General features: G+C 48.2%; 15 protein-coding genes. 10 read left to right on the top strand and 5 right to left on the bottom strand.

Translation table 11 applies throughout. The features are described 5' to 3' along the window. Nucleotides 1-3: 3 nt before the first annotated feature. Complete coding sequence (gene mutY, locus C7T94_RS01865; RefSeq protein ID WP_107213098.1) at nt 4-1,056, bottom strand: A/G-specific adenine glycosylase; 1,053 nt, start codon at nt 1,054-1,056, stop codon at nt 4-6. Nucleotides 1,057-1,226: 170 nt separating this feature from the next. On the opposite strand from mutY, the gene C7T94_RS01870 reads away from it, so the two are divergent. From C7T94_RS01870 to C7T94_RS01900, 7 genes are all read left to right on the top strand, one after another. Next, the gene (locus C7T94_RS01870; protein ID WP_107213100.1) at nt 1,227-1,529 is read left to right on the top strand and encodes an HU family DNA-binding protein; all 303 of its coding nucleotides are present in this window, start codon (nt 1,227-1,229) and stop codon (nt 1,527-1,529) included. 12 nt (nt 1,530-1,541) lie between these two features. Then, nucleotides 1,542-2,405 (top strand): tetratricopeptide repeat protein, encoded by an 864-nt coding sequence (locus C7T94_RS01875; protein ID WP_107213101.1) that lies wholly within the window; start codon nt 1,542-1,544, stop codon nt 2,403-2,405. A gap of 264 nt (nt 2,406-2,669) precedes the next feature. Next, the gene (locus C7T94_RS01880) at nt 2,670-4,220 is read left to right on the top strand and encodes an Rne/Rng family ribonuclease (protein WP_107213102.1); all 1,551 of its coding nucleotides are present in this window, start codon (nt 2,670-2,672) and stop codon (nt 4,218-4,220) included. 77 nt (nt 4,221-4,297) lie between these two features. Continuing rightward, the gene (radA, locus tag C7T94_RS01885) at nt 4,298-5,674 is read left to right on the top strand and encodes a DNA repair protein RadA (protein WP_107213104.1); all 1,377 of its coding nucleotides are present in this window, start codon (nt 4,298-4,300) and stop codon (nt 5,672-5,674) included. Between the two features lie 333 nt (nt 5,675-6,007). Continuing rightward, entirely contained in the window at nt 6,008-6,478 is a 471-nt protein-coding gene (locus C7T94_RS01890) for a DUF4920 domain-containing protein (protein ID WP_107213106.1), read from the top strand. Nucleotides 6,479-6,566: 88 nt separating this feature from the next. Beyond that, entirely contained in the window at nt 6,567-7,124 is a 558-nt protein-coding gene (locus C7T94_RS01895; RefSeq protein ID WP_107213108.1) for a LemA family protein, read from the top strand. Nucleotides 7,125-7,139: 15 nt separating this feature from the next. Continuing rightward, entirely contained in the window at nt 7,140-8,078 is a 939-nt protein-coding gene (locus tag C7T94_RS01900; RefSeq protein ID WP_107213110.1) for a DUF3137 domain-containing protein, read from the top strand. A 24-nt stretch (nt 8,079-8,102) separates the two neighbouring features. Here C7T94_RS01900 and carB read toward each other — a convergent pair whose 3' ends face one another. Together carB and C7T94_RS01910 are read right to left on the bottom strand one after the other, a co-directional pair. Then, the gene (gene carB, locus C7T94_RS01905; protein WP_107213112.1) at nt 8,103-10,919 is read right to left on the bottom strand and encodes a carbamoyl-phosphate synthase large subunit; all 2,817 of its coding nucleotides are present in this window, start codon (nt 10,917-10,919) and stop codon (nt 8,103-8,105) included. Nucleotides 10,920-11,099: 180 nt separating this feature from the next. Next, complete coding sequence (locus C7T94_RS01910; RefSeq protein WP_107213114.1) at nt 11,100-11,477, bottom strand: carboxypeptidase regulatory-like domain-containing protein; 378 nt, start codon at nt 11,475-11,477, stop codon at nt 11,100-11,102. 167 nt (nt 11,478-11,644) lie between these two features. On the opposite strand from C7T94_RS01910, the gene C7T94_RS01915 reads away from it, so the two are divergent. From C7T94_RS01915 to C7T94_RS01925, 3 genes are all read left to right on the top strand, one after another. Then, nucleotides 11,645-12,172 (top strand): hypothetical protein, encoded by a 528-nt coding sequence (locus tag C7T94_RS01915; RefSeq protein WP_107213116.1) that lies wholly within the window; start codon nt 11,645-11,647, stop codon nt 12,170-12,172. Between the two features lie 130 nt (nt 12,173-12,302). Then, nucleotides 12,303-12,941 carry a nicotinamide riboside transporter PnuC gene (gene pnuC, locus C7T94_RS01920; protein WP_107213118.1) on the top strand — a complete coding sequence of 213 codons (639 nt, stop codon included), beginning with the start codon at nt 12,303-12,305 and terminating at the stop codon, nt 12,939-12,941. Beyond that, entirely contained in the window at nt 12,925-13,473 is a 549-nt protein-coding gene (locus C7T94_RS01925; protein ID WP_107214622.1) for an AAA family ATPase, read from the top strand. The genes pnuC and C7T94_RS01925 overlap by 17 nt, the downstream gene beginning before the upstream one ends. Nucleotides 13,474-13,536: 63 nt before the next feature. On the opposite strand, the gene C7T94_RS01930 is transcribed toward C7T94_RS01925, so the two are convergent. Both C7T94_RS01930 and C7T94_RS01935 read right to left on the bottom strand, forming a co-directional pair. Next, entirely contained in the window at nt 13,537-14,550 is a 1,014-nt protein-coding gene (locus tag C7T94_RS01930; RefSeq protein ID WP_262503083.1) for a pyruvate dehydrogenase complex E1 component subunit beta, read from the bottom strand. Nucleotides 14,551-14,711: 161 nt separating this feature from the next. Continuing rightward, nucleotides 14,712-17,618: a PD-(D/E)XK nuclease family protein gene (locus C7T94_RS01935; protein WP_107213122.1), complete on the bottom strand. Its 2,907-nt coding sequence runs from the start codon at nt 17,616-17,618 to the stop codon at nt 14,712-14,714. Nucleotides 17,619-17,620: the final 2 nt, after the last annotated feature.

Genomic DNA, 17,620 nt, shown 5'->3' on the forward strand with positions numbered 1-17,620 from the left:
GGTTTAGTTGTTCAGAAAATCATCCTTGAATCCGGAGATTATTTTTGGCAATGGAAGGTGCTCCAGCTCGTCTTTGGAAACCCACTTTAATTCCGCTTCTTCTTTAAAGTTAACCATATAATTTTCTAAAGCAAAAAAATGAGCATGGATAATTTGGTGGGTAAGCAAGTGTTTTTTGTAGCTGAGCAATGTTAGCTTTGCCTCGTTGCCAAAGCGGTTTTTAATGGTGTCCAGCGTACTACCGGCCGGCAAACTACCGGTATCTGCCGCCTGTTCTACCAGCGGAAAATCGTAAAGGTGCTGCCAGATATCACCTGGTCCGCGCTGCCTGACCAGTACCTGGTCACCCTTGCAGCAAACCAGGTAAAAGAAAAACCGGGCGCGTGGTTTGGCCTTCCGGATCTTGACCGGCAGCATTTTGACTTCGGCATTTCTGAATGCATAACATTCATCCCGGAGCGGGCACACGCCGCAGTTGGGCGATACCGGTTTACACTGCAGCGCACCGAATTCCATAATGGCCTGGTTGTACAGACCGGGTCTATGGCGGTCCAGCAACTGGGAAGCCAGCTCAGCAAAAATCTTCTTACCTGCCGTGCTGTTGATCGGCGTATGGATACCGAAAACGCGGGCCAGTACACGGTAAACATTTCCATCGACCACAGGCACAGCTTCATTTGCAGAAAAAGACGCGACAGCGGCCGCAGTATATGCCCCCACGCCCTTCAATTTCAGCAAGTCTTCATGTTTTTGGGGAAAGTTTGCGCCTGGTGAACCAGCGACTTGCCTGGCTGTAAAATGCATGTTGCGGCCCCTCGAGTAATAACCGAGACCCTGCCATAGCCGCAGCACTTCCTGCTCGCTGGCGGCAGCAAAATCGTTCACGGTCGGATAGGCTTCGAGAAACCGGTAAAAGTAAGGCATACCCTGCTCTACACGCGTCTGCTGCAAAATTACCTCAGAAAGCCAGATGGTGTATGCGTCATTTGTGCGCCGCCACGGAAGGTCGCGTTTATTCACCTGATACCAGCTGATTAATTTGTCTTGAAAGCCCATAAATGCAAAAATACGCAGTATTTCTTTGCTTCATTAAAAAGTTGCAATGGCCTGATCATGAACCAGCTAAAAAAATCATCTTTTATTTCCCGATGTCGTTTAAAAGCAATACTTTTGCAACCCCAAAACACCTATAATAAGTAACATACATAATTAATTAATACAATAAAATGACGAAGGCAGATATTATTTCAGAGATATCAACAAAGACGGGTATCGAAAAGGTAGATGTACAGGAAACAGTAGAAGCATTCTTCAAAGTGATCAAGAACAGCATGATCGGCGGAGAGAATGTGTACGTGCGCGGATTCGGGAGCTTTGTGGTAAAGAAAAGGGCACAAAAAACTGCCAGAAACATTTCGAAGAACACTGCTATCATCATTCCAGAGCACTTTGTTCCAAGCTTTAAACCGGCAAAGGTTTTCGTAGACAAAGTGAAAAATAATTCTAAAAAAATCAAAGTAGAAGCTTAATTACCCGGTCAGATGGTAAACAATCTTAAACTAAAACAAGGTGGAGTCATCGCAGCAGTATTGCTGCTGATGGTTTTCCTGTTTACCAGAGACATTAAGGGCCTGGTGAAACCCACAGAGGAAAATGGCAAAACGGCAGCTATGGAGCAGCCATCAGCCGCCTCGCCCGAACTGAAAATCGAAAACGCTTCTGCACTTGCAAAGAGCGAGATCAGTGCCGACATGGCCAGCCAGGTTAATGCATTGGAGGCGGCCTTTCAAAAAGCTGAAGGCTCAGAAAAGGTACAAAGTGCAGCTGCACTTGCCGGCAAATGGGACGACCTGGAAAAGGCTGCACCGAGTGCGCTTTACCTGGAGTTTGTAGCGAAGGCAGAGCCCTCATTGACCAACTGGAACAAATCGGGCAACCGGTTTCTTAAGGCATATGACCTGTCGCAAGACAGTATCATGCAGCCCGCCTTGCTGCAAAAGGCGAACCTTTCTTTCAAAAACGCGCTGGCTATCGATTCGACCAACCTGGAAGCGAAAATGGGCATGGGTATCACGATTGTGAACGGTATGGGCATGCCGATGCAGGGAATTGCGATGCTGCTTGATGTGATTAAAAAAGACCCTTCAAACATCCGGGCAAACATGAACTTGGGCTTGTTTTCGTTGAAATCAGGCCAGTTTGAAAAAGCTATCCCGAGATTTAATAAGGTGATTGAGCAGAAAGCCTCTGCCGACGCCTATTTCTACCTGGGAACAGCTTACGAGAACCTGAACCGGAACAAAGAGGCCATTGAGGCTTATCTGCAAAGTAAAAAGATAGCCGGCAACCCAACCCTTACCCAGTTCCTGGATAAGAAGGTGGCTGAGCTTGAAAATAAAAATTAATTAACAGGATTAATAAAAACATTAAAATCAAAAGACTATGCCAAGCGGTAAAAAAAGAAAAAGACATAAAATGGCTACCCACAAGCGTAAAAAACGCCTTAGAAAAAACAGACATAAGAAAAAATAATTTCTTATTTTGATAGAACAACGCAAGTACAGGCCGTTAAACCAATGGCTTGTATTTCTGCGTTTGTATCTGTTTTTGTGTAATGAGTATCCATTGTATTTACTAAGGCTGCTCAACAGCCTTGAAATCTATAGCTGTTGGTTAAGGAATTAATAATCAATTCGGCTCCTACGGGAGTAACGATTGCCTTAATCGAAGACAGACAACTCGTAGAACTTCATAACGAACAGGTCAACAACAACTACGCCGTAGGCGACATCTATTTGGGCCGCATAAAGAAAATTATGCCCGGTCTGAATGCTGCGTTTGTTGATGTGGGTTATGAAAAAGATGCGTTTCTGCATTATTTCGATTTGGGACCGCAGGTCCAGTCTTTGATTAAGCTCACGAAAATTAAACGCAACGGTTCGGTACGTGGTAATCTTTTAGACAATTTCAAAACAGAGCCCGATATCAATAAGTCCGGAAAAATTTCCGAGGTCTTATCGAAAAACCTGCTTCTTCCTGTTCAGATCGCCAAAGAGCCGATCTCGACCAAGGGACCCAGGCTGAGCTCCGACCTGTCTATAGCCGGTCGTTATGTAGTGCTTGTACCTTTTTCAAATGCAATTTCTGTATCTAAAAAGATCAAGAGCAATACCGAACGCAACCGCCTGAAAAAGATCATCGAAAGCATCAAACCGCAAAATTTCGGCGTCATTATCCGCACCGTCTCTGAAGGCCGCGGTGTAGCAGAAATGCAGAAAGATCTGCTGGACCTGGTTGCAAAATGGGAAAATTTTGCCCGCAAGCTGCCCGAGGCGGAGCCCTCAAAACGGGTTTGGGGAGAAATGGACCGCACCTCCACCCTGATACGCGATATCTTCAGCACTGACTTTGCAAATGTTTATGTAAACTCGCCCGACCTTTTCGAAGATATCCGTTCTTACGTGCGGGAAATCTCTCCTGAGATGGAGAAAATCGTCAAACTGTATAAACATAAGGAACCGATTTTCGAGCACTTCGGCGTTGAAAAACAGATCAAGAACGGTTTTGGCAAAACGGTCAACCTGGCCGGAGGTGCCTACCTTGTCATTGAACACACCGAGGCGCTGCACGTTATTGACGTGAACAGCGGCAACCGCACGGCAAGCAAAGAGAACCAGGAAGAAAATGCCCTTCAGGTGAACAAAGAAGCGGCCAAAGAAATTGCCCGCCAGCTGCGGCTGCGTGATATGGGCGGCATCGTCGTGGTCGATTTTATTGACATGCATAAGCCCGTAAACCGCAAAGCACTGTTCGATCACCTGCGCGACCTGATGCTTCTTGACAGGGCAAAGCATACCATTTTACCGCCAAGTAAATTCGGTCTTGTTCAGATCACACGTCAACGGGTGCGGCCTGAGATGAACATCGTGACAAATGAAGTTTGTCCGACTTGCGGCGGAACCGGGGAGATCCGCTCCAGTATTGTCCTTATGGATGATATTGAAAACAACCTGGCCTATATCCTGCGTGAGCAGAACGAGAAGAACATTACGCTTTCGGTGCATCCCTATATCGAAGCTTACGTCAAAAAAGGACTTTTTTCACTGCAAAGGAAGTGGTTCGTTAAATACGGCCAGTGGGTTAAGGTTAAATCCCAGCCCTCCTACCACCTTACCGAATACCATTTTATTTCGGCCAAGGACGAGGAAATCAAGCTCTAAAAAATTAATTTTGAAGGCAGGCCCCTTAAAGCCTGCCTTCAAAATTTTCTCTGTTTAATACCTCAAAGACCAATCCTGTGGCTAAGACCAGATCAGCATATTTTTGTCAGAGTTGCGGCTATGAATCGCCCAAGTGGCTGGGCAAATGCCCGGCTTGCCAGCAATGGAATACCTTTGTGGAAGAGGTTCTGGAACGTGGCAACACCAAAGTTCCAACCTGGCGCTCAGAGACCGGCAGCCGCATACTCAGCAAGCCAAGTAAGGTAACTGACATCGAATCGATCGAAGAACGGCGCATGCCGACCAGCGACGCCGAACTGGACCGGGTGCTGGGCGGCGGACTGGTCGAGGGATCGATGGTGCTGATCGGGGGTGAACCCGGCATCGGCAAATCGACGCTGATGCTGCAGATCGCCTTAAATATGCGCAACCGGAAGGTTCTCTATGTGTCTGGAGAGGAAAGCGAACAACAGATCAAAATGCGTGCTGAACGCATCAGGAACCAGGATGGCGCTGAATGCTACATCCTGACCGAAACAGCTACCCAAAATATCTTCAAACAACTCGAGGCGCTGCAGCCAGATGTGGTTGTGGTAGATTCTATACAGACGCTGCACTCTGCGCATATTGATTCTACTCCAGGAAGCATTTCGCAGGTCCGGGAGTGTACCGCTGAACTGCTGCGTTTTGCAAAAGAGACCGGCGTACCGGTGATTTTGATTGGTCACATTACCAAAGACGGTTCTATTGCCGGACCAAAAATCCTGGAACATATGGTCGATACGGTATTGCAGTTCGAAGGCGACCGTCACCATGTGTATCGCATTCTCAGGTCAATAAAAAACCGTTTCGGCGCTACTTCTGAGCTTGGCATTTATGAGATGCAGGGCAACGGCCTGCGCGAAATCTCGAACCCGTCAGAAATCCTGCTCTCCCAGCGGGAGGAAGAACTGAGCGGAATTGCGATCGCTTCTACGCTTGAGGGTGCCAGGCCCATGCTGATCGAGACACAGGCCCTCGTTAGCGTATCGGCGTACGGCACACCACAGCGTTCCGCAACCGGTTTTGACACCCGCCGAATGAACATGCTCCTGGCGGTTCTTGAAAAAAGATGCGGCTTCAGGCTAAGCATCAAAGACGTGTTTCTGAATATTGCCGGGGGAATCAAGGTTGAAGACCCCGCAATTGACCTGGCCGTAGTGGTTGCTGCAATATCTTCGCATGAAGACATACCCGTATCAGGCAAAAACTGCTTTGCGGCCGAAGTCGGGCTTTCTGGCGAGATACGCGCGGTAAGCCGGATCGAGCAGCGTATTGCCGAAGCAGATAAACTCGGCTTTGAGCGCATCTTTATTTCACGTTATAACCTCAAAGGCATTGACACAACCAGGTTTCGCATCCGGATAGAGGCGATCGGTAAAATAGAAGAAGCCTTTACTTTACTTTTCGGGTAAGGGGATTATTTTACCCGGTTTCCACACTTTTAAGCAAATTTTTCCCCGTTCATTAATCGCAGCGAAACTTGTAGCGAAAAAATGAACAAAATTAACAGATTGACTAGCAACTATTTAACAAATAGATCCATTAAAGTCATTTGTGGCAATGCGTTTGCAATACATGATCTGTCAGTGATGTAGTCATTGACACAATAGGGATGATTGTCCTCGTTATTGAAAAATAACGAGGATTTTTTTTGCGGCCAGCGGCCGCTATACACCTTCTAGGTTTTAAAAACCTAGAAGGTGTATCTCCATTTTTTTAAATACCTTTGTGTCAAACCGATCGAAATGAAAAAATTGATACTGACACTGGCTATCGCCGCCCTGAGCACCGCAACTTTCGCCCAGCAAACCGAACTCAAAGGCAAATCTTTTGGAACGGGTGTAAGCGCAGACGGCAACATCCTCGCAGCAGCAAAAATGGAACAGGCCATGGGCGACAACAAGACGGCAGACCTGAAAATCCAGGGGGAGGTCGTCGATGTTTGTAAAAAGAAAGGCTGCTGGATCACGCTTAAAATGCCAGGCAGCGAACCCATGCGCGTAACTTTTAAAGACTACGCATTCTTTATGCCGATGGATATCGTCGGGAAAAAAGTTGTTCTTGATGGCATTGCAAAAAAACAAACCATATCTGTTGAAACGCTTCGCCATTACGCAGAAGATGCCAATAAACCTGCAGACGAAGTAGCTAAAATTACCGAACCGAAAAAAGAACTTGCATTTGAGGCCAAAGGTGTTGTAATTTTAGATAAATAAAAGGTTCTCCTTTTTAATATTGATTGGTAAAAGCCGCCCTGATTAGGCGGCTTTTCTTAATACCTTAACAGCGCTCAAAAACGCAGAAATGATCCTCCCACTTGTTATAGCCGCCATCCTGATCTTCGCCCTTATCGGCTTCTACAATTCTGTGGTCAGAAAGAAAAATCAGGTAACCAATGCATTCTCTGCCATAGATGTTATGCTTCAAAAACGGTTCGACCTTATCCCCAACCTGGTCGAAACGGTAAAAGCCTATGCACGCTATGAAAGCAGCACACTTGAAAAAATTACCGGGTTGCGCAGCAAGGCAATGGCCGGAACCACAGGTCCGGCTGAAAAAGCGGCGCTTGACCAACAAATCGGCACAGCCGTAAAGAGCATCATCGTCAACTCAGAAAATTACCCCGAGCTAAAAGCAAATAGCAATTTTCAGAACCTGCAAATCACCTGGACAGAAAGCGAAGAACAGACTGCTGCGGCCAGACGGCACTATAACAGCGCCGTAACTGACTACAACAACGGCATCATGACCTTCCCCGGTAACGTTCTTGCCGGCATTCTCAATTATACTCCGCTTCCTGTACTGGCGGTAGCCGAAGCCGAACGGCAGGCCCCCAATGCAAAGGCACTTTTCAACAATTAATACCACGCCGCTCTCATGAACCTGCGCCCTGCGCTTGAGAACCTGGAACCAGTACGTAAAAAGGTGGCTAAGTCAAAAATTTATGGCTTTAGCTTCCTCGGTCTCGGCGTACTGCTGTTTCTGCTTCTTTTCTTTGCCCTGCAACTCGATCCGCTTATCGCCATAGGCCTGGCCGCGGCCCCTGTGGTAACCGGCTTTATCATTCTTTCTATCGCTTCAAATGCTGCAGCCACTTACAGGAATACATTTAAGCGGGAAGTAATTGCAACAGCATTAAGAACGATAGATCCCACCCTGCAAATACAACCAGCATATGGCATTGAAGAACAGGAGTTTATAGACGCACAACTTTTCAACAAAATTCCAGACCGGTATCATACAGAAGATCTGGTAACCGGGAAGTCCGACAAAACTCCCTTTTACTTCGCGGAAGTGCACGCCGAGTATAAAACCGAGACCCAAACCAAAAATGGCCGGCGGGAACACTGGCATACCATTCTGAAAGGTATTGTTTTTGTTGCCGATTTCAACAAACATTTTGATGGGCTCACCCTTATTCAGCCCAGGAGTCTGGCCGGAAGTTTCGGGGCCTGGTTTTCAAAGAACATTTACAGCTTTGGCGAACAGCAGGTGGTGGAACTCGAAAGCCCCGATTTTTCCCGCGAATTTATAGTCTATTCAACAGATCAGGTCGAAGCGCGTTACCTGCTCACGCCGGCTATGATGGCCCGTATCTGCGTCTTGAACAACCGCTGCAAAGAAACCATCTCGCTTTCATTCTTCAATTCGAAGATGTACATCGCCTTCCCATTGGCAAACAACTGCTTTGAAGCACCTGTGTTCCGGTCCTTGCTTGCAAACGATGTTTTACGGCGTGACCTGGAACTGATCGGCTTCATGTTTGGCATCATTACAGAACTTGACCTGAACACCCGAATCTGGACCAAACAATAAAAAAGCCCCTTTCGGGGCTTGATGCTATTTGCTTAAATACATTGACTTCTCTTTGTACAAGTGACGGAAGTATGGGTCTTCAAGGTCCTTGATGAACCGGATCGCTTCGCCCGTTGATTTCATCTCTGGTCCGAGCTCTTTTGCCACTTCGGGGAATTTCTCATATGAGAAGACAGGTTCCTTGATAGCAAAACCTTCGAGTTTTCTCTCAATCGTAAAGTCTTTCAGCTTGTTTACGCCCAGCATGATTTTCGCCGCAATATTAATATACGGAACATCGTAAGCTTTGGCAATAAACGGTACGGTGCGCGATGCACGCGGGTTAGCCTCAATTACGTATACTTTCTCATCTTTTATTGCAAACTGAATATTCAGCAAGCCGCGAATGTTCAACGCTTTTGCAAGTTTTTTCGAGTACACTTCCATTTGGTCCTGTACATGCTGTGAAAGCGCAAACGGAGGCAGAACAGCGCTTGAATCGCCGGAATGGATGCCTGCAGGCTCAATATGCTCCATCATCCCGATAATATGTACATCGTCGCCATCAGAGATCGAATCTGACTCGGCTTCTTCCGCACGATCAAGGAAATGATCGATCAGCACACGGTTGCCAGGAAGATCGCCAAGGAGCTTTACTACCGCCTTTTCCAGGTCTTCATCGTTGATTACGATGCTCATGCCCTGTCCGCCAAGCACATAACTTGGGCGCACCAACACAGGATAACCCACTTCTTTCGCCACGAGCAGTGCTTCTTCAGCATTCTCTGCCACGCCGTATCTTGGATACGGAATATCGAGTTCTTTCAGCAGGTCAGAGAAACGACCACGGTCTTCTGCAATGTCCATGTCGTCGAAAGATGTACCAATGATCTTGATGCCTTTTTCTTTCAGTTTTTCGGCCATTTTAAGAGCGGTCTGACCACCCAACTGCACGATCACACCTTCAGGTTTTTCCAGGTCAATGATCTCACGAACATGTTCCCAGAAAACAGGCTCAAAATAAAGTTTATCGGCCATGTTGAAATCTGTCGATACAGTTTCCGGGTTACAGTTGATCATGATGGCCTCAAAACCCGTTTCTTTCGCGGCAAGCAGGCCATGCACACAAGAATAATCGAATTCGATGCCCTGACCGATCCGGTTTGGACCTGAGCCCAATACGATCACCTTTTTACGGTCAGAAACCTTTGACTCGTTTTCCTCTTCGAAGGTGGAATAGTAGTAAGGTGTCTGAGCAGGAAACTCGGCAGCACAGGTATCAACCATTTTATAAACACGGTTAATTCCAAGCTCCTTACGGCGCTCATAAACTTCATCTTCAGTCACATTGCCGAGCAGCCAGGCGATCTGTACGTCAGAGAAGCCTTTCTGTTTCAGCGTCATAAAGAAATCGGTCGGTATATTATTCAGCGAATAACGCTTAAGTTCTGTCTCCAGCAACACCAGCTCCTGGATCTGGTTCAGGAACCATTTATCGATGCGAGTCACCTTGCGGATCGACTCCATCGGCACACCCAGGGTCATGGCGTCCTTGATCAGGAATAGGCGGTTCCACGACGGGTGCTCCAGGCCTTCCATAATTTCGTCCAGGTTACGCACTTGCCTGCCATCTGCTCCAAGCCCTGCGCGGTTGATTTCCAGGCTCTGACAAGCTTTTTGCAGCGCCTCGATGAAACTGCGCCCGATGGCCATCACCTCACCTACAGATTTCATTTGCAGACCAAGTTCTTTATTGGCTCCCTTAAATTTATCGAAATTCCAGCGCGGAACCTTAACGATCACATAATCGAGGGTAGGCTCAAAATAAGCCGAGGTGGTCTTCGTAATCTGGTTCTCGATTTCGTCAAGGTTGTAACCGATGGCCAGTTTCGCGGCAATTTTTGCGATCGGATAACCGGTCGCTTTACTGGCCAGTGCCGATGAGCGCGAAACCCGCGGATTGATTTCGATCGCAATGATCTCATCATTTGCCGGGTTAACCGAAAACTGAACGTTACAGCCTCCGGCAAAGTTACCGATGGCGCGCATCATGCGAATAGCCTGGTTACGCATTTCCTGATAACAACGGTCTGAAAGCGTCATGGCCGGGGCAACGGTAATCGAGTCGCCGGTGTGGATACCCATCGGGTCGAAGTTCTCGATCGAACAGATGATAATTACATTGTCGTTGCTATCGCGAAGTAATTCCAGCTCATATTCTTTCCAGCCCAGAACAGCCTGCTCAACCAATACCTCGTGGGTAGGCGAAGCTTCGAGTCCTCTCTTCAGGGCCGCATCAAATTCTTCTTTGCGGTGCACAAAGCCACCACCCGAACCGCCAAGCGTATAGGATGGCCGGATAACCAGCGGATAACCGATGATCTGGGCTGCTTCTTTTCCTTCAAGGAATGAATTGGCAATTTTCGAGGTGGCTACACCTACGCCGATATCGACCATCAGTTGCCTGAAGGCCTCGCGGTTTTCCGTTTTTTCGATCGCTGCCACATCAACACCGATCACTTTTACACCATGTTTTTCCCAGATCCCGCGTTCTTCGGCCTCTTTACAGAGGTTCAGCGCTGTCTGCCCGCCCATGGTAGGAAGCACCGCGTCAATCTTCTGTTCAACAAGAATCTGTTCAATGGATTCGACCGTAAGCGGACGCAGGTAAATGTGATCTGCGATCACCTTGTCGGTCATGATCGTTGCCGGATTCGAGTTGATAATGGATACCTCAATGCCTTCTTCCTTGAGCGAAAGTGCAGCTTGTGATCCCGAGTAATCAAACTCGCAGGCCTGCCCGATAATAATAGGACCTGAACCGATGATGAGTACAGATTTAATGGAGGTGTCTCTTGGCATATGCTAAAAAGTCAATTTTATCTTTATAATACTGGAATAAGACCTGACAGACAGCCAGATAACCTTCCTGAAGAGAAGAGGAGCTCCGACTTCTGTCGGGATGCAAAGATACGGTTTTTGCTGACACCTGTGTTTAATTTTTTCAAATAAAACACAGCCGGTTGAACGGCCTGAAACGTATTAGCGGGGCAGACGCAGTGTGCCCAGATCAGTGGTATTGGTATCGGTTACCGCGATATTGCGGATGAGCGTATCGCGGTAGGGCGAAATTCCCTTAATCCACACCTGGTACAGCCCTGCCTTGAGCCCGTTAAATCTGAAATTTCCTGTTGAGAGGCTGGCACGCATCGTATCCCTGCCCATAACAGCCAGCACCGACCCTGCGCCCTGTGGTGGATTGACCTTCCCGATAATACTACCCTGCGGCGGAGCAGAAAATCCAAAAAAGAGCGTAACAAAAAGACAAAAGACTGCCGGAAGTATTTTTTTCATATTCATGGTACGTGCCAGGCTGCCAAAGGTACTGCCGACGACACCCGACCACACTAAGATAGGCATATGTGACAGAAAAAATAAATAAAAACGCCATCGGCCTAATATTTGGACCTGTTTCAGCGTTAGCTGTCTGTTGCAGGCCTTGCGGAAGAAACACGCTGTTTGAAAAAACAGACTTGGTGTTCAAATTTCTGGACAGGCGCAACTCAAAACACCAATGATCCATTTTTATGAACACAACGAAAAAACTCTGCATCGCCCTCTTCTGCTGTGCCATTTTAGCCTCTGGCTGCGCAACCGTACAGTCATTCATCAAGTCAAGTTTTCCATACACCTCGACGGTTGTATTGCCGGCTTCCGCCCAGGTTGGCCAGACAAATTCGGCCATCAGTTCTGCAAGCAGCTTTGACGAGGTTTTTGGAAATACCAGTGGCAACGACTACGTTCGCGACGTGCGTGCCGAGTCTGCACGCATTACGGCTGTTAGTCCGGCAGACCAGAACCTGGGTACTATTAAATCGATTAAGCTCTATCTTTCGAACAAGACAGGGCATGAAGTCATGATAGCGTCACGAAACGATATTTCAGAAAATATTGGCTCGCCGCTTGTACTTGACGTAGACAAATCACGTTTCATAGATGAGTACATCAAAGGGACGAACCTGAGAATCCGGATGGAGTATATACTCAGAAACAATTTGAAACAGGATGTTAGCGTTAAAGCCTCAGTAAGCTTCAGTTCGCTGCCTGTCAAATAAGATCTAAAGCATCCTCAGCAACGCTAGTTGCACCGAGGGTTTTCTTCATAAATAGTTTGTTTGGTTTATTATCCGGCACGGGAAGCCCTTCCCTGCCGGATTTTTTTATGCTTTATTCGTACTTTTGACCATGCATCCAGCAGTAGTGGCCCTGAACATTTCAGAGGCTTTTGAAAATTTTTTGTTCGGGACCTCTTTGCTCGAATGGGCGGGTGTGTTTACCGGGATCCTGTGCGTGTGGCTTGCCGCGCGCAACATTATCTGGAACTGGCCGATCGCCATCGTCAGCGTTATTATCTATATTTTTATTTTCTTTGAAACCCGCCTCTACGCGGATATGGGACTTCAGTTTTATTTCCTGCTGATGAACATTTATGGCTGGTATTTCTGGAGCCGGCGACGCGGCAACGCTTCGGCCGAGCAACCGATTACGAGCATGACCAACCACGAATGGTTATTTTGTGCCGGCGCAACGGTATTTTTTACCTTTGTCCTGGGCACTTTGCTTTACCGCCATACCGATGCGTCCTTTCCATACCTGGACAGTTTCTGCACAGCGGTGAGCTTCGTAGCACAAATTTTCCTGGCACGCCGTGCCATGCAAAACTGGCTGATCTGGATCTTTGTCGACCTGATCTATATTGGCCTCTACATTTCCAAAGGACTTTATCCTACTGCAATGATGTATGCCTTATATGTATACATTGCCGCCCGCGGTTACCTGGAATGGAAAAAAATCTACCTTGAGCAACGTGAACAGATCAATTAAAAAAATAGCCGTAGTCGGCCCCGAGAGCACCGGCAAATCAACAATTACCCAACAGCTTGCGCGACATTATAAAACCCACTGGGTCCCGGAGTATGCGCGTTACTATTGTGCCGCACTCACAGGCCCCTGCACCATGCAGGATGAGATCAACATGTTTCACGGACAGGTAGCACTTGAAGATTCCATTCTGGCCCTTACCGAACACGAAATACTGTTTTGCGATACCACATTTCTGACTGTAAAGATCTGGAGCGATGAAATTCTTGGCGAAAGCCCTGATGTTGTACTGGAGGCACTGCCCCAGCGCCAGTACGATTTTTATGTATTGCTCGACATTGACTTGCCCTGGGCAGATGACCCCCTGCGTGATTTTCCACACCTCCGCGAGCATTTTATGACCATCTGGCACAAGGAATTACAAGCCCTGAACGCAAATTATGTTGTAGTGGGCGGTATTGAAACCCGACTGGAAAATGCTATAAGCGCCGTAAACCGGTTCCTGGCCAGCCAGAATATCAGGCTGCTGCTATAAATTAAAAAGTCCCGCAAGCATGCTTGCGGGACCAGGTTTTATTTGTGTGTTTTTGGGAGGTTTCTATTTCGATACGTACATAACCTCTTTAACGGCCTTTACGGTACGTGCCACATTCGGCAGACTTGCTGCGATAAGCGTTGGCGCATAAGGAAGCGGCACATCTGCGCATGTTATGCGTGTTACCGGAGCATCCAGGTAATCGAATGCATTTTTCTGTACGTTAAACGCAATCTCAGAAGAAATTGATGCAAGCGGCCAGGCCTCTTCTACAACAACCAGCCGATTGGTCTTTTTAACAGAATTGATAACGGTTGCATAATCGATTGGCCGAACGGTACGCAGGTCAATGATTTCTGCATTGATTCCCTCTTTAGTCAGCTCTTCTACAGCGGGGTTAACCACCCTACTCAGCATTTTGCCAAAAGTAACGATCGTTACGTCCGATCCTTCTTTTACAACATTCGCTTTACCGATCGGCAGGTAATACTCACCTTCAGGCACCTCACCTTTGTCGCCGTACATGATCTCAGATTCCATAAAAATTACCGGATCCGGATCTAAAATAGATTGTTTCAGCAGGCCCTTCGCATCGTAAGGTGTAGCCGGGACAACTACTTTCAGGCCAGGGGTATTTGCATACCAGTTCTCAAAGTTCTGGGAGTGCTGCGCTGCCAGCTGCCCGGCATTTCCGGTCGGCCCGCGGAACACAGCAGGAATAGGGAACTGACCGCCGCTCATGGAAAGCATTTTTGCCGCTCCGTTAATGATCTGGTCAATTGCAACAAGAGAGAAGTTGAACGTCATGAACTCGATGATCGGAATCAATCCGTTCATGGCCGCACCAATGCCGATTCCGGCAAATCCCAATTCAGCAATCGGGGTATCGATTATACGTTTGTCTCCAAACTCATCCAGCATTCCCTGGCTCACCTTATAAGCTCCGTTGTATTGGGCCACTTCTTCACCCATCAAAAAAATGCGGTCATCTTTTCGCATTTCTTCACTCATGGCTTCGCGAAGCGCCTCTCTGAATTGTATCTCTCTCATTGTACGTTTTTGATTTACAGACGGCAAATATAATTAATGTATCTTAAAAAGAAGACTGTGTTTTGATCGGTGTGGGGCCGCTGCCGTAATAATCTTGTGCCGCGGCAAAATTACCTGGCAGGCCGGTTGCGCCTCCCCGACAAATTGTTGCATTCCGCGTTTTATGCCAAACTATCGCGCAAACGGCCCTACTTGCCGCAGGTGGTTAAATAGGGACAAAAGGTACAGTTCTCTTCTACTGTAGTTTGCCTGAAGGGGTTGTCGGGGCTAAACATTTCAGCAAGTTTAGCCTGCAGCTCAGCTTCGAACCCCATTTTGATTTGCTGCAGTTGATCGGCCTCAAGCAACAACCTGCTTCTGGCAGGGCCTTCACTGAACAAAGTTCCTTCCTCTTTCATTTTCCGTACCACGTAAAGGTTGGGTTCGACAGCCCGCAAACCTTTTACCTGTTCATATATATAGGTATAAAAAAGCGTTTGCACCATGGCCTTATTTGGCTTCTTCGTATCCTGTGCAAACAGTTCGGCAACCGTTGCGTACCGCAGTTCATCCTTGCCGGTTTTATAATCAACAATCCGTGTTATGCCATTTCGCCGGTCAACACGGTCTATAATGCCATACAAATTAACCTTCCGTGGCCGGCCTTCAACCTCGACGGTATATGGCAGTACGTAGGCCTCCTTGTTTTCCAGTTCGACCAGGGTAAAAGGCGCGATCTGTTCGTCGTGATCAATTATTACGCTGGCATATTGCTTTACGATGGCCAGGATAACCTGCTGCATGCCTGAAAAGCCTTCTGGAACATCGGCTTTGTTAAAGATCACTTCAGCGAACGCACGGCGGCAAAGGTCGTCCAGGTTACGCCGCGCGGCGCGGATCCGTTCTGCAGTAACTTCCTGTTCCTGTGCTTTCATCGGGCTGTAGAAATTCTCCATAACAAGGTGCAGGATTGACCCGATCTGGTTAGACTCCATATTTTCAATAAGTTCATCTGGCTCCTTGACATCGGCGACGTAGCGGTAAAAAAACTGCATCTGGCAGTTCAGGTACGTGGTAAGCGCCGTTGCAGAGAGTTTTTTGGCGAAGGGCCCATAGGCATCCAGATACCGCTCCAGCCGCTCCCTGACGGCACCGGTCTTCTGAACCTGGAACGGAATACGCCTGGAAGGGCTAATCGTTTGCTGCTGCTCAAAATAGCTGAACTCAAATCCGCTTTCATATTCCAGCTGCTTTAAAAAACGGGTAGGCTCGCCCGTATTCTGTTCATCTGACAAGCCATTGTACACCAAGTGCAAAGACTTGCACCGGTGCAGCAGCCGGTAAAACATGTAGGCTGAAATGGCATCCTGGTTTTCGAGCACCGGCAGTCCGTATACCCTCCTGATGCTGTCTGGAATAAAGCTGTGCGAAATCCCCGCATTTGGCAAGACACCCTCATTTGCGCCAATGATGTAAATTTCTTCAAAGTCAAGGCTACGGCTTTCCAGCAGACCCATAACCTGGATACCCTGCAGGGGCTCGCCCAGAATCGCAACAGAAAGGCCTGACAATGCCTTTCTGACCAGTCCAAAAAGAAACGACAAGTCCTTTACCTGGGGCAAATGCTGCCCCAGCGTGTCATTAAGCCGGTTCAGCTCTTTGATCAGCCCCCCCAAAAGGTCGGCATCGAGTTGTTTGAGCAGCCCGGCCGCCAGCTGGCTATCTAGCACCCTTGCAAAAAGTGCCGTGAGTATGCCGAGTACCTGTCGCGGATTGGCGGGCCGCTCAAAAAATAGTTCTGCTATACTGCTGCTGCGCAGCAATGCAGACACGGGAACTTCGATCCATTGGCTGGCCAGGATACCGGCCTGCAGTTCCTGCTGCAAGGCAAGGGGCACCAGGGCCAGCGGGTGACTGAGAAAAGCACTGGCTTCCTTGTGATACACACTTTTGTATCCATTCTTGAATAGGTGCTCCTGCACCGTTATCCAGAGATCTGCAAACCCATAAACAGACGAGGCAGCCAAAGGGTAGCCCATGGTTATGTTCAGCTGGATCGGATAGCCGAAATCTTCAGGAAACTGTTGCGGAACGGTTTGCAGCAGCGGCACGAGCAGGCTCTCATCCGCCAGGACAACTGCCACTTTCGAGGGACCGGCATCTTGCAGGGCTAGATATGACCGGCTGAGCGCCTGGTGAAGAATTTTTGCCTGCGCTGCCCGGCCCTGGGCCTTGTATACAAACACCTTTTTGGCTGTTTCTTTCATGGGCGAGCGGCCGGCAGGCAATTCGTTCCTGAGCTGAAGCTGCCCCATGTTACGGCGCAGAAAGAGACCAGCTTCCTGGACGGGATCATCTACATAATAAGCATCGGCATCAAAATAGAACACCGCGCGCGCTTCTTCCTGCCAGCGCTTAAAGACCGCAGCTTCGGCCTTGCTGAGTGCATTAAACCCAACCAGGATGATTTTAGAAAAATCGCGGGCAAAATGAGGGGTGCCTGGGCGGTCTTCTGCGAGCTGCCGGTACATATTGCCGCTGGTACTAAGTCCCTGGGCCGCCAGTTCTCTGTGAAATTGGTGGTACAGCCGGGGCATGCGGCGCCACATGCGAATGAAATGTTCCTGCTGAGCCTGCTGCTTACCGGCAGAAAAAGAACGCCAAAACTGCTCTAAAAAGGCTTGCTGTTCCTCGTTCAGGTGCTGAAACTGCTTCTGGATCACAGCGATATCTTCCAGTTCAGCGAAAACCTGGTCTGCATCAGCCAGGTCATTATCGATCTGCGCAAAATCGCTCAATATAGTTTGTGCGACGCTGTAAAAGACTTCAGGGCGTACGGGCGTGTTTCCCTCTTCTTCGAGCAACCGTGAATAGACAGTATACAGCGTGAAGTATTGGCTGAAATGATCGGCAGTTTTCAGGTCAGAAGAGCGGGCAAAGAACTCCTGCACGGTAAAAAAAGCCGGGCTCCAGAACGGTTTGCCCACAGCCTTTGACAGGTAGTACTGCAAATGGGCCACAGGCCGCTTGTTGTTAAAGACGATGGCCGTGTCTTTCAGGGTGTCGCCATAAGTGGCAACCAGGTGGAGAGCAACTTCTTCGAGAAAGGCATGCATGG

The sequence above is a fragment of the Pedobacter yulinensis genome, assembly GCF_003029735.1.
GTDB lineage: Bacteria > Bacteroidota > Bacteroidia > Sphingobacteriales > Sphingobacteriaceae > Pedobacter > Pedobacter yulinensis.